The sequence below is a fragment of the Streptococcus oralis genome (assembly GCF_016028255.1).
Taxonomy (GTDB): domain Bacteria; phylum Bacillota; class Bacilli; order Lactobacillales; family Streptococcaceae; genus Streptococcus; species Streptococcus oralis_AC.
Genome location: NZ_CP065707.1, coordinates 183656 through 196475 on the forward strand (window position 1 = coordinate 183656; position 12820 = coordinate 196475).

General features: G+C 42.9%; 11 protein-coding genes. 1 reads left to right on the forward strand and 10 read right to left on the reverse strand.

The features are described from left to right. Positions 1 to 21: 21 nt before the first annotated feature. Entirely contained in the window at positions 22 to 1830 is a 1809-nt protein-coding gene (gene glmS / locus I6G42_RS00855) for a glutamine--fructose-6-phosphate transaminase (isomerizing) (RefSeq protein ID WP_038804623.1), read from the reverse strand. A gap of 215 nt (positions 1831 to 2045) precedes the next feature. Between glmS and I6G42_RS00860 the strand changes: the two genes are divergently transcribed. Continuing rightward, positions 2046 to 2459 (forward strand): EamA family transporter, encoded by a 414-nt coding sequence (locus tag I6G42_RS00860; protein ID WP_038804624.1) that lies wholly within the window; start codon positions 2046 to 2048, stop codon positions 2457 to 2459. 263 nt (positions 2460 to 2722) lie between these two features. On the opposite strand, the gene I6G42_RS00865 is transcribed toward I6G42_RS00860, so the two are convergent. The 9 genes from I6G42_RS00865 to I6G42_RS00905 all read right to left on the reverse strand — a co-directional run bounded on the left by I6G42_RS00865 (position 2723) and on the right by I6G42_RS00905 (position 12615). Beyond that, complete coding sequence (locus tag I6G42_RS00865) at positions 2723 to 3727, reverse strand: sugar transferase (protein WP_038804625.1); 1005 nt, start codon at positions 3725 to 3727, stop codon at positions 2723 to 2725. A 431-nt stretch (positions 3728 to 4158) separates the two neighbouring features. Then, on the reverse strand, positions 4159 to 4731 hold the full coding sequence (locus I6G42_RS00870; protein WP_038804626.1) for a nucleotidyltransferase family protein: 573 nt from the start codon (positions 4729 to 4731) through the stop codon (positions 4159 to 4161). After that, a complete protein-coding gene (gene ruvB / locus I6G42_RS00875) occupies positions 4712 to 5710 on the reverse strand; it encodes a Holliday junction branch migration DNA helicase RuvB (protein ID WP_080641282.1) in 999 nt (332 codons plus the stop codon). Before ruvB ends, I6G42_RS00870 begins: the two co-directional genes overlap by 20 nt. Positions 5711 to 6094: 384 nt before the next feature. Next, positions 6095 to 6511 (reverse strand): GNAT family N-acetyltransferase, encoded by a 417-nt coding sequence (locus I6G42_RS00880; protein WP_038804628.1) that lies wholly within the window; start codon positions 6509 to 6511, stop codon positions 6095 to 6097. An 11-nt stretch (positions 6512 to 6522) separates the two neighbouring features. Next, the gene (locus I6G42_RS00885) at positions 6523 to 7218 is read right to left on the reverse strand and encodes a GNAT family N-acetyltransferase (protein ID WP_038804629.1); all 696 of its coding nucleotides are present in this window, start codon (positions 7216 to 7218) and stop codon (positions 6523 to 6525) included. A gap of 195 nt (positions 7219 to 7413) precedes the next feature. After that, entirely contained in the window at positions 7414 to 9915 is a 2502-nt protein-coding gene (gene leuS, locus I6G42_RS00890; RefSeq protein WP_038804630.1) for a leucine--tRNA ligase, read from the reverse strand. A 159-nt stretch (positions 9916 to 10074) separates the two neighbouring features. Next, positions 10075 to 10767, reverse strand: coding sequence for a histidine phosphatase family protein (locus tag I6G42_RS00895; RefSeq protein WP_038804631.1), 693 nt, complete (start codon positions 10765 to 10767; stop codon positions 10075 to 10077). A gap of 234 nt (positions 10768 to 11001) precedes the next feature. Then, positions 11002 to 12339 carry a PFL family protein gene (locus I6G42_RS00900; protein ID WP_038804632.1) on the reverse strand — a complete coding sequence of 446 codons (1338 nt, stop codon included), beginning with the start codon at positions 12337 to 12339 and terminating at the stop codon, positions 11002 to 11004. Positions 12340 to 12348: 9 nt separating this feature from the next. Next, positions 12349 to 12615 (reverse strand): ACT domain-containing protein, encoded by a 267-nt coding sequence (locus I6G42_RS00905; RefSeq protein ID WP_000644108.1) that lies wholly within the window; start codon positions 12613 to 12615, stop codon positions 12349 to 12351. Between the last annotated feature and the right edge of the window lie 205 nt (positions 12616 to 12820).

Genomic DNA, 12820 nt, shown 5'->3' on the forward strand with positions numbered 1-12820 from the left:
GTTCAACTAGACTTTCTTAGCTTATTCCACAGTTACTGACTTAGCAAGATTACGTGGTTTGTCCACATCAAGGCCACGGTGAAGTGTTGCAAAGTAAGCGACCAATTGCGTTGGTACCACCATTGAGATTGGTGAGAGGTAAGGGTGTACGGTCGTAAGGACGATATCGTCTGTCTCTTTAGCAACATTTTCTTCTGCGATTGTAAGCACTTTGGCACCACGTGCTGCGACCTCTTGGATATTTCCACGAGTATGGTTGGCAAGGACTGGATCTGATAAGAGGGCCAAAACAGGCGTTCCTTCTTCAATCAAAGCAATGGTTCCATGCTTGAGTTCTCCTGCCGCAAAACCTTCACATTGAATGTAAGAAATCTCTTTGAGTTTGAGACTGGCTTCCATGGCAACATAGTAGTCCTGACCACGTCCGATGTAAAAGGCATTGCGAGTTGTTTCAAGAAGCTCACGAACCTTACTATCAATTAATTCTTTTTCTGAAAGAGTTGATTCGATAGACTGAGCTACGATTGACAACTCATGAACCAGGTCAAAGGCTTGGGCTTTGGCATTGCCATTTGCTTCTCCGACAGCTTTTGCAAGGAAGGCAAGAGCTGCGATTTGTGCTGTGTAGGCCTTGGTTGATGCCACGGCAATTTCAGGACCCGCGTGAAGAAGCATAGTATGGTTGGCTTCACGAGAAAGAGTTGAACCTGGCACGTTTGTCACTGTCAAGCTTGGAATGCCCATTTCATTAGCTTTAACCAAAACTTGACGGCTGTCAGCTGTTTCACCAGACTGGCTGATAAAGATAAAGAGTGGTTTCTTGCTGAGAAGTGGCATCCCATAGCCCCACTCAGATGAGATACCAAGTTCAACTGGTGTATCTGTCAATTCTTCTAGCATCTTTTTAGAAGCAAATCCTGCGTGGTAAGATGTCCCAGCTGCAAGGATGTAGATACGGTCTGCCTCTTGAACAGCCTTGATGATAGACGGGTCTACGACTACTTGACCAGCCTCATCTGTGTAAGCTTGGATCAACTTACGCATAACTGTCGGTTGCTCATCGATTTCCTTGAGCATGTAGTAAGGATAAGTTCCCTTACCGATATCAGACAAGTCAAGTTCCGCAGTGTAGCTAGCGCGCTCACGACTGTTGCCATCATAATCTTGAACTTCAACGCTATCAGCTTTCACGATAACCAACTCTTGGTCATGGATTTCCATGTATTGGTTGGTTTCACGAATCATAGCCATGGCATCTGAGCAGACCATGTTATAGCCTTCCCCAAGACCAATCAAAAGTGGTGATTTATTTTTCGCCACATAGATGACATCTGGATTTTCAGAGTCAATCAAGGCAAAAGCATAAGAACCACGGATGATGTGAAGAGCTTTTTTGAAGGCTTCAAGAACTGAAAGACCATCTTCTTCCGCAAATTTTCCAATCAAGTGCACTGCGATTTCCGTATCTGTTTGCCCCTTGAAGTGGTGACCTGCAAGGTATTCTTCCTTGATTTCAAGGTAGTTTTCAATCACCCCATTGTGCACCAAGACAAAACGTCCTGTCTCAGAGCGGTGTGGGTGAGCATTGTCTTCCGTTGGTTTCCCATGAGTTGCCCAACGAGTATGCCCGATACCAGTTGTTCCCTCAACGCCAGTAGTTTTAGCAGACAATTCTGCAATTCGGCCAACAGCCTTGACTAGGTGATTTTCAGCACCACCTAGGACAAAAATCCCCGCAGAATCATAGCCACGGTATTCGAGTTTCTCAAGTCCTTGAATCAAAATATCAGTTGCATTTGTGTTTCCAACAACACCGACAATTCCACACATAGTATATACGACACAGACCAGCTGTGCTTTCCCCTTAAATTGGTATAGTCTGATTTTCCTTTTACAGAACCAGCAAAGACAGTATATACTTGTTTTTCTTTCTTGTCAAGCATAAAAATTGGTATAGTTTTTTAAAATACCATTAGAACACGATTTCACTTGAGAACTGACAAGTAGGATTCGATTACTTATAATAGAGAGAGGAGGTAGTTACCATGTGGATTTTCTTCGCACTTTTATCTGCTGTCTTTGCAGCCTTAACTTCTATTTTAGCCAAAATTGGGATTGAGGGAGTTCCGTCCAATCTAGCAACAGCTATTCGTACGGTCGTCGTCATCCTTATGGCTTGGGCTATGGTTTTCCTGACCAATAGTCAGACTGAAATTGTCAACATCAGTAGAAAAAGTTGGTTCTTTCTCATCCTATCTGGTTTGGCAACAGGTGCCTCCTGGCTCTGCTACTACAAGGCCTTGCAGATGGGTAATGCAACTGAGGTATCTGCTGTCGATAAGTTTAGTCTCGTCATTACACTCGTTTTAGCCTTTTTCTTGCTACAGGATGTCCTGACGTTTAAAACAATCATTGGCTGTATTCTGATTACGATTGGGACCTTGGTGATGATTTTGTAATCCTCTCCCCCTCCATATATGACCTCCCCCAAAAAAGTTAGATAGTTTTGGGGGGTATTTTGTTACGTCTAAATTTATAAGTACAGGGAATCAGCTTTAAGCGTCTATCAAAAAAGAGAGAACCAAATTGGTTCCCTCCAAGATGAATTTTTTCATCAACCCATTACAGTTAATATAAAAACTAATTATCTCAGCTGGCTAACTTCGACTTGAAATTTTTCCTTTCTAAATCTGAATGTGGTAAACCGATGACCTACTTTTGACTAATCTAAGAGCATCATGGAATCAATAAACAATTTCTTTGTGAAATAACCATTTTTTATTAAGTAAGCTGTATATTTTGCTCTTGTGACCATTTGATCATACTCTTCTGCCGTACATTCCTGAACCATGCGGCTAGCTTCTTCCAAACTGGACACAACAAAGCCCAAACCTTTCTCACGGATATAGTCCGCATTAGAAAGATAGTCTGGCACAACCACCGGAATACCCGCGGCCAGATAAGTTGTCAACTTATAAGAAACATTTTCTTTGTAGTAGTCACGCTCTTCCGCAGGATTTTCGGAATTTCCCCATACTAGACCAAATCCTCCTCCTTTAGACAACTCCAACAATAATTCCTGCTGAGTTCGCCAACCTTCAAGATGAACTTTGGAATAATCTACTCCCTCTGCTCTCGTAGCATAAACATGAAGGGGGGTACTGTGTTTCCAGTCAACAATATGTGGAAAACGAGATGGGTCTCCTGAGAAGATTAATTTTTTCTCAAATTTTGGAGTATAGAGTTCCAAACCATGAGGAAGATCCCAAAGTTTTTGAACAACGTAGTTCTTGACGGTTAATCCTTCTGAAACGAGTTTCTGGTACATTTGTTCGGATGGTACTACCACCACATCACACTTGTTGTACATGTCAATGTGGGCCTTCATAAGATAATAATTGCTCTCAAACATTAGTGGCTGAACATCATGGATAAACATCACCATTTTTACATGAGAAAGCTTTAACTTTTCTACCAAGTGATTGTCCCATTCAACACTATTCCATGAAGGAGATTGGAAAAAAACGACATCTCCATAAGATACCCCCGCGACAATTCCATCCATCCGCGAGTTCAGTTCTTCCCACGGTTCATGGCTTGCATCATAAAAATATATCCCCAGTTCGTTAACTCCAAAGTCTCGAACAATTTTCATGACATTGTTCTGCGCCATCAAGGCAACACTCGTTGATGCTTGCCCAAATAAATTTGTGAAATGTACTTTCATTGTTTTCTAAATCCTCGTCTCAGTAATTTCTCTAAACATTGTATCATAATTTACGGCTTTTCAAAAGCGTTTATATGCCAATTTTCAAGCTTGAGTTAGCTACTTCTAGGAATCTCATCTTTTTAGAATAATGCTGATCCAGCATACTATTCGAGAAGACTAATTTTCTAGTTGTCAGTTTTAATCCTTTAAGTACAAATCTATATAAGATTTTCATTGATTCTTATCTTCCAAGAACGATAAGGATAGACCTAGTAAATATTTTTCTCACTTAATCTCACAAATTCGGTATCTTTGTTAGCTATGATAGATTGAATGAGTTGTTCCTGTTAAATATATAATTTTTTGCACCTTTAGTTTTCTCTGTTTATCTTGTGATGGCTACAAGCTCACATATAGAATTCTTATGTGATCAAGTCACTAACTTCTTTTCAAAGATTTGAGAAAGTGAGGTTTTTCCATTTTTCTTGCCAATTTTTCTTGGACAAGCGCTCTTGATAGAGCTTCATTCGGTCTTCATTATCTAGGAAATGAGGAGTCGGGGAAACTTGAAAGTTCAAAATATCCTCGAGTCCATAGGGGGCAAAGAGGTCTAAAGTAGAATCTTCATTCAAGCGAAGGCCTACCGCCGTGCAGCGTTCTGGATACTTACTCATAGCATCACGAGAACTTGTGTAGGGCGCAGTGTGGGGACTGTGCAGATGCATATAGATCTGATTTTTCAACTCCCACTGATACTGGGGGAAATCCTCTTTCAGCTTGCTCTCTATGCCCAACGTATCTTCGTAAGAGATAGCTGGATCAAAGAAAATCACATCTACATCTGTTTCACAGTCAAAAGCTGATTTGTCTGACAAGAGATTCCAGATAAAATTTCTGACAGAGCCCGCCGCCAACCACGAGTCTTGCAGACCAAGGTTACGGATGATAGTCAGAATAGCCATCATATCAGGATTTTCTCTAACACTATCTAGGATTTCTTGCTCATTTTTCATTGTACTCATAGCCCAAATGCTCGTAGGCCTTAGTCGTTGCAACCCGTCCAGACCGTGTCCGCATGATAAAACCTTTTTGGATGAGGTAGGGCTCGTACATGTCCTCCACCGTCTCACGCTCCTCGGCAATATTAACAGAAAGAGTTCCTAGACCGACAGGACCACCACCGTACATCTCAATCATAGTACGAAGGATTTTTTGGTCCACATAGTCTAACCCTTCATGGTCTACATCCAGCATGGTCAAGGCCTTATCAGTAATGACATCATCAATTAAGCCATCCCCCATAATCTGGGCAAAGTCGCGCACGCGCTTGAGGAGACGATTGGCGATACGAGGAGTTCCTCGACTGCGCAAGGCCAGCTCAGCAGCTGCTTCATGAGTGATTTCCATCTCAAAAATATCTGCCGTCCGCTCGACAATTTCCGTCAAGTCAGCGTGGGCATAGTATTCCATATGACCTGTAATCCCGAAACGCGCTCTCAGAGGATTAGAAAGCATGCCCGCACGGGTCGTCGCACCAATCAAGGTAAAAGGCGGCAAGTCCAGATGGACACTGCGACTGCCTTCACCAGCCCCGATCATGATATCAATGTAGAAGTCCTCCATGGCACTATAAAGCACCTCTTCCACCGACATGGGCAAGCGATGAATCTCGTCAATAAAAAGGACGTCCCCAGGCTCCAAGTCATTCAAAATCGCTACCAAGTCACCTGCTTTTTCAATGACAGGGCCAGAAGTTTGCTTGAGATTGACTCCTAGTTCATTGGCAATGACAAAAGCCATGGTTGTTTTCCCAAGTCCTGGAGGGCCAAACAAAAGAACATGGTCCAGCGCCTCATCACGCATTTTGGCAGCCTCGATAAAGATTTGGAGCTGGTCCTTAACCTTATCCTGCCCGATATATTCACGTAAGTATTGAGGACGGAGCGTACGTTCAACTAACTCCTCATCCCCCATTATCTCATTATCTAAAATTCTACTCATGCCTCTATTATATCAAAAATCCAAGTTACAAACAAAAAAGCCACCTGATTGGGTGGCTTCTTTAGGGAGATTATTATGAAAAAGAAAGGATTAGGATTTCATTAAATAAAGTTAGGAGGTCTTTATCTAATGACTATATGATACATGAGGAGACTTAAAATTATCTTAACTTTTTCTCTGATTTATTATCTTTTAAAAAATTTTTTCCAAATGGAATTTCCTTTCTCAAGCAACAAAAAAGCCACCTGATTGGGTGACTTCTTTAGGAGATTATGATGAAAAAGAAAAGTTTGGGATTTCATTAAATAAAGTTAGGAGGTCTTTATCTAATAACTATATAATACACGAGGAGACTTAAACTTTACTTAATAAAAATAATTATTTTTATTTTTTTCGATTAACCCAAATCATTCCTGTGCAATCATAAGTAGATAAGGTTTCAAAACCCAGAGAACGATAGAATCCCAAGGTTTTTTCTGTCTGTTCGGTCACTAGTTGGACTTGATAGGCATCTTTGTAATCAGCTAAAGCCTCTTTCATCAAGGCACTGCCAATTCCTTGGTGCTGATAAGTAGGCAAAACGATCAAATCCTGAACAAAAATCGACGAAAAACCATCTCCGACCAAACGAACCAAGCCCACCACGGCATTGCCATCAAGTGCCAGATAAATCGCTAATGAGTGAGACAAGGCCTTCTCCAGCATCTGAGGTTGATGGGTATAATTTGTCCAACCGACTGCCTGATAGAGATGCAAAACATCATTTATATTTACTAATTCTTGCTTTCTAACGGTAATCATGTCAACACCTCTTAGATTTCTCTCAAACTCTTGTACTGCCGTCCATTCTTGTCAAAATTTTTAGGAGCCAGCCATGCTTCCAAACGAGCTTTGACTTGAGGCCAGTCCTTATCAATCATAGAGAGCCAATCCGTATCCCTCGTACGCCCCTTATAAACGACTGCCTGACGGAAGGTTCCTTCATAGACAAAGCCCAAACGTTCCGCAGCTCGTCTTGATGGAAGATTTAGAGCGTCGCATTTCCACTCATAGCGACGATAGTTGAGTTCCTCAAAAACATAGCGAGCCAAGAGATACTGGGCTTCTGTTCCTATCCTCGTCCCCTTAAGTGCTGGTGAAAAGGTGACGGCACCCACTTCTATTACTCGGTTATTCTGGTCAATGCGCATGAGAGAAAAAGTTCCCAAGGCCTTACCAGTTGCCTTGTCTATAATCGCATAGTAAAAACGATCCTTACGAGCCAACATCTGATTTAAGACGGTGACCAGTCCCGCCATATCTGCCATCGGCTCCTGAAAGAGGTAGGTCCACATCTCCCGAGGCGTATCTGGACCATAGACAGCTAGCAAATCCTCCGCATGCTTTTCCACTGAAAGAGCTTCTATCCGAGCGTAGCGCCCTTCTAAGAAATCAATGGCAGGCAATTCACCTGGTGTATAACCTTCCATTGACTCACCAATCATCTGACCATATTCGTTTACTGGCATCGTTTTTCTCCTTGATTCACTTTTCAAACTTTACAGTTGCACATAGTATATCATACTTTCATATCAAGATTCAAAAAATCCTCCAGATTCTACTCTGAAGGATTCCTATCTTATTTCACAACGATATTAACCAATTTAGTTGGTTTCAATGGTCCAGTGGACTATTGAAGGTGGCAGATAGGGCTAATAAACTCGTTATTTAACGACGATATTAACCAATTTATTAGGTACTGCAATCACCTTCACGATTTCCTTGCCATCAATCTCCGCTTTGACTTTTTCGTCAGCGAGAGCAATTTCTTGCAATTCTTCACGTGACAGGTCTTTAGCGACCATGAGTTTGGCACGAACTTTACCTTTGATTTGGACGACGATTTCGATTTCGTCTTCAACCAATTTGCTTTCGTCCCATGTTGGCCAAGCTACGTAAGAGATGGACTCACCTGTTGCAGCAACTGTTTGCCAGAGTTCTTCTGCCAAGTGAGGTGCAAATGGGGCAATCAATTGGATAAAGCCTTTGGCGTAGTCTACATAAAGCTTATCTTCCTTGTTAGCAGCGTTGACAAAGACCATAAGTTGGGCAATGGCTGTGTTGAATTTCATGGATTCGATTTGCTCAGTGACAGATTTGACCGTTTCATTGTAAACCTTGTCGAGAGCGCCATTATTTTCCGCAACAATTTCTTTACTTGTAATCAAACGGTAAACACGGTCAAGGAACTTACGGCTTCCTTCCAGACCTTCTTCTGACCAAGCAATCGAAGCGTCAAGCGGTCCCATGAACATTTCATAGACACGAAGGGTATCGGCACCGTATTGTTCCACCACATCGTCTGGGTTGACAACGTTCTTGAGCGATTTAGACATCTTAGCTGGCGCTTGCTCCAACTCTTCCCCTGTTTCCACATGGAAGAAAGATCCGTCACGTTTTTCAACCTTGTCAGTCGCCACAAGAGCCCCACGGTGGTCACGGTAGCTTGTTCCCAAAATCATCCCTTGATTAAAGAGTTTTTGGAATGGCTCTTTGGTTGGAACAACACCGAGATCATAGAGGAATTTGTGCCAGAAACGAGCATAAAGCAAGTGAAGTACAGCATGCTCTGCCCCACCCACGTAGATATCTACTGGTAACCATTGTTTGAGGAGATCCTCATCGGCCAATTTTTCTGTGTTATGTGGGTCGATATAGCGGAGGTAGTACCAGCTTGAACCTGCCCATTGTGGCATAGTGTTTGTTTCACGACGACCTTTGACGCCATCTTCACGCGTCACTTCCAACCAGTCAGTCAAGTTAGCCAATGGACTCTCCCCTGTACCTGAAGGGCGGATATCCTTGGTTACTGGCAAGACAAGTGGCAAGTCACTTTCAGGGACAGCTGTTGAAGTCCCATCTTCCCAATGAATAATTGGAATTGGCTCACCCCAGTAGCGCTGACGGCTAAAGAGCCAGTCGCGGAGACGGTAGGTGACTTTTTCTTGACCGCAGCCTTTTTCTTCCAACCAAGCCACAATCTTAGCAATAGCGTCTTCTTTATTCAATCCATCTAGGAAGTCTGAATTGACGTGAAGCCCATCTTCTGTGTAAGCAGCTTCTTCAACGGTTCCACCTTCAAGCACTTCTACGATTGGAAGGTCAAATTGTTTAGCAAATTCCCAGTCACGTTGGTCATGGGCAGGCACAGCCATAACAGCACCTGTCCCATAGCTAGCAAGAACATAGTCTGCAATCCAGATTGGGATTTCCTTGCCATTGACAGGATTGATGGCATAAGCACCAGTCCAAACACCAGTTTTTTCCTTGGCAAGGTCAGTACGAGCCAAGTCTGACTTGAGGCTAGCTTGGTGTTTATAGTCCGCAACTGCATCAGCTTGCTCTGGGCTTGTGATGACATCTACCAGTTCATGCTCAGGAGCTAAGACAGTGAAAGTCGCACCGAAAAGAGTGTCAGGACGAGTGGTAAAGACGGTGAATTCCTTGTCTGTTCCTTTCACTTTGAAGGTTACATTGGCACCAGTTGATTTCCCAATCCAGTTGCGTTGCATGTCCTTGATAGACTCTGGCCAATCCAACTCGTCCAAATCATTAAGCAGACGCTCCGCATAAGCAGTGATTTTAAGCATCCATTGGCGCATCGGTTTGCGGACAACGGGATAGCCACCACGCTCAGATGTCCCATCTGGAAGGACTTCTTCGTTAGCAATGGCTGTTCCTAGTTCCTCAACCCAGTTTACTGGCACTTCTGCTTCATAGGCCAAGCCTTTTTCGTAGAGCTTGGTGAAGATCCACTGAGTCCACTTGTAATAGTTTGGATCTGTTGTGTTGACTTCACGATCCCAGTCGTAAGAGAATCCAAGCGCATTGATTTGACGTTTGAAGTTGGCAATGTTTTCCGCTGTAAATTCTGCTGGGTCATTCCCCGTATCCATAGCGTATTGCTCTGCAGGCAATCCAAAGGCATCCCAACCCATTGGGTGAAGGACATTGTAGCCTTGCGCACGTTTGTAACGGCTGAGAATATCCGTTGCTGTGTAACCTTCTGGGTGTCCTACGTGCAATCCAGCTCCTGATGGATATGGGAACATGTCCAGAGCATAAAACTTCGGTTTTGAGGCATCTGTTCCTGTCTTAAATGTGTGATGTTGAGCCCAGTATTTTTGCCACTTAGGCTCAATTTCCTTATGATTGTAAAAACTCATGCTATTTCTCCAATTTTATGATGTTACTATTATACCATTTTTGGGGGAATTTGAAAGACGAGAAATGCTCTTTTAGACTTGGATAACAAGAAATACTGAGTCGCCAATCTAACTTATTTAACAGTAAAAAAATTAGCTCCTAATCGGAGCTAACTTCTATTAACTATTTGTTTCTTCCATCTTCTCACGTCCCAGCTCCCGATAACTACGGTCGCCGACAACTTGGACCGTAAACTGGCCGTTCTCATATTCAAGAATGGTCACGCTACCATTATCCAAGCCATGTGGGTGCATGCCATTGATGAGGTAAACCATCGTACCAATGGTCATTCCATGGCTTACGACGAGAGCATTGCCCCCACCTTGTTCTTCCATTTCTTTGGCAATCGCTTCAAAGCCTTCCTTGATTCGACTACTGAGTTTTTCCCAACCTTCCGCCCAGCCAGCTGTATCAACCTCAACTAGACCTTCTGCTAGTTCTGCATAGGACAACTGATGAACATGGTCAACATTGAAAATTCTCGGAATCAACCCCATAAAGAGGTCCCCATCATAGGCTCCATCAAAACTACCAAAACACCACTCACGGATTCGCTTATCCATTCGATAAGGAATTTTCCCCTGCAAGCCAAGTTCTTCCAGGATAATTCCCATGGTTTGAATAGTGCGCCCTGAATCGCTAGAATAAGCTCGGTCAAACTGCAAACCAGACTCTCTCAAGCCAATTCCTAACTCATGAATTCCCAACTCACCTTCTGCTGTTAGAGGTGTATCACTCCATCCTTGCGCACGTCCAATCGTGTTAAACATCGTTTTTCCATGACGAACCAAGTACAATCTTACTTTAGACATTTTCTATCCTCCATTTTTCTATTATATCATGGATCAAAGAAATATTCGGCTTTCAACAGTAAAGTCCGCTCTCGTAATTTTCCCACAAGAAAAGCTACCCTAACGGTAGCTTTCCTAGGAGATTATTATGAAAAAGTTTAGGATTCTAATTAAATAAAGTTAGGAGATCTTTATTTAATGATTATAGTATACACAGTCATCCTTAAACCCAACTTAAATCTTCTCTCTTTTTTATTAATTTTTAAAACTATGGATTGGAGCTGGGATTTGCCCACCGCGAGAGATGAAATCAACAGACGAAGCCCCGTTAACCTTCATAACTGGAGCTGTCCCTAGCAAGCCACCAAACTCAATCATATCGCCTTCTTTTCCCTTTGGAATAATACGGACGGCCGTTGTCTTCATGTTAATGACACCAATTGCTGCCTCATCCGCAATCATAGCCGCAATGGTTTCAGCAGGCGTATCTTCTGGAATGGCAATCATATCCAGTCCAACAGAACAGATAGCCGTCATGGCTTCTAGTTTTTCTAAATTCAGAGAGCCATTTTGCACCGCGGCAATCATCCCCTCATCTTCAGAGACAGGGATAAAAGCACCTGACAAGCCACCGACCTGGTTACAAGCCATAACACCACCTTTCTTGACCTGATCGTTCAAGAGAGCCAGTGCAGCAGTTGTCCCGTGTGTTCCAACTGTTTCTAGACCCATTTCCTCAAGGACACGTGCCACAGAATCACCAACCGCAGGAGTAGGTGCCAAACTTAGGTCGACAATTCCAAAGTCAACACCAAGGCGTTCACTCGCCATTTGCCCAACCAATTGACCGATACGAGTAATCTTGAAGGCTGTTTTCTTGACTGTTTCCGCTACTACATCAAAGCTCTGTCCACGAACTTTTTCTAAGGCACGCTTGACAACTCCCGGACCCGAAACCCCGACATTGATGATAACATCTGCTTCACCGACACCGTGGAAGGCTCCCGCCATAAAAGGATTATCCTCAACAGCATTAGCAAATACGACTAACTTGGCCGCACCCATATCTGATAGCGCAGCTGTTTCCTTGATGATGCGTCCCATATCAGCGACCGCAGTCATGTTGATACCTGACTTGGTCGAGCCGATATTGACAGACGAACAAACCTTGTCTGTCTCAGCTAGAGCACGCGGGATAGAATTGATGAGAATCTCATCTCCTTTTTGGTAGCCCTTTTGTACCAAGGCCGAAAAACCACCGATAAAGTCAACACCAATCTCCTTGGCAGCCTTGTCAAGTGCCTTTGCCAAAACGACATAGTTCGTCGCATCAGTTGCCGCCCCAATCAGAGAAATCGGAGTCACCGATACTCGTTTATTAACAATAGGAATCCCAAGTTCTGCAGCAATTTCATCTCCTACAGCCACTAGATTTGTAGCTTTAGTTGTGATTTTTTGGTAAATTTTTTCAGCAGCACGTTCGATGTCTGGATCAATACAGTCCAAAAGGGAAATGCCCATGGTAATGGTTCTGATATCAAAGTTCTGCTCTTCGATCATGGCAATGGTTTCAGTAACTTGTCTAATATCCATGATAACCTCCTAGATATTGTACATAGCATCAAAAATCGCTGCACTTTGAATATTGATTTTAACATTCAAGGTCTGACCGAAAGTTTCAAACTCATTTCTGAGAGAGGTAAAATCTTGTTTTTCATCACTTGATACGACTGCCATCATGGTAAAATATTCATCCAAGACTGTTTGAGAAATATCGTCAATATTCAATCCCAACTCTGCAATCTTAGTAGACACACCTGCGACAATTCCAGCCTTATCCTTACCAACCACTGTAATAATAGCCTTCATCCTTATACCCCATTTCTACGATTTTTAGAAAACCTGAACGTTTTTGATTTTCTTTTTCCCTAGTATAGCATATTTCCATAGAAAATACTAAAAAACGCCTGCTTACGAAGTTGTTCTTAAACAAAAAACAATTTCGTAAACAAGCGTCTACCCTATCAAATGATGATGAGTGTTCCCGCTAGGACCGAAGTCCCAGCGGTAGACC

Bases quoted from the DNA above. Each gene is read 5' to 3' on its own strand.
- glmS (WP_038804623.1), bottom strand. From the start codon at position 1,830: ATGTGTGGAATTGTCGGTGTTGTTGGAAACACAAATGCAACTGATATT.
- I6G42_RS00860 (WP_038804624.1), top strand. From the start codon at position 2,046: ATGTGGATTTTCTTCGCACTTTTATCTGCTGTCTTTGCAGCCTTAACT.
- I6G42_RS00865 (WP_038804625.1), bottom strand. From the start codon at position 3,727: ATGAAAGTACATTTCACAAATTTATTTGGGCAAGCATCAACGAGTGTT.
- I6G42_RS00870 (WP_038804626.1), bottom strand. From the start codon at position 4,731: ATGAGTACAATGAAAAATGAGCAAGAAATCCTAGATAGTGTTAGAGAA.
- ruvB (WP_080641282.1), bottom strand. From the start codon at position 5,710: ATGAGTAGAATTTTAGATAATGAGATAATGGGGGATGAGGAGTTAGTT.
- I6G42_RS00880 (WP_038804628.1), bottom strand. From the start codon at position 6,511: ATGATTACCGTTAGAAAGCAAGAATTAGTAAATATAAATGATGTTTTG.
- I6G42_RS00885 (WP_038804629.1), bottom strand. From the start codon at position 7,218: ATGCCAGTAAACGAATATGGTCAGATGATTGGTGAGTCAATGGAAGGT.
- leuS (WP_038804630.1), bottom strand. From the start codon at position 9,915: ATGAGTTTTTACAATCATAAGGAAATTGAGCCTAAGTGGCAAAAATAC.
- I6G42_RS00895 (WP_038804631.1), bottom strand. From the start codon at position 10,767: ATGTCTAAAGTAAGATTGTACTTGGTTCGTCATGGAAAAACGATGTTT.
- I6G42_RS00900 (WP_038804632.1), bottom strand. From the start codon at position 12,339: ATGGATATTAGACAAGTTACTGAAACCATTGCCATGATCGAAGAGCAG.
- I6G42_RS00905 (WP_000644108.1), bottom strand. From the start codon at position 12,615: ATGAAGGCTATTATTACAGTGGTTGGTAAGGATAAGGCTGGAATTGTC.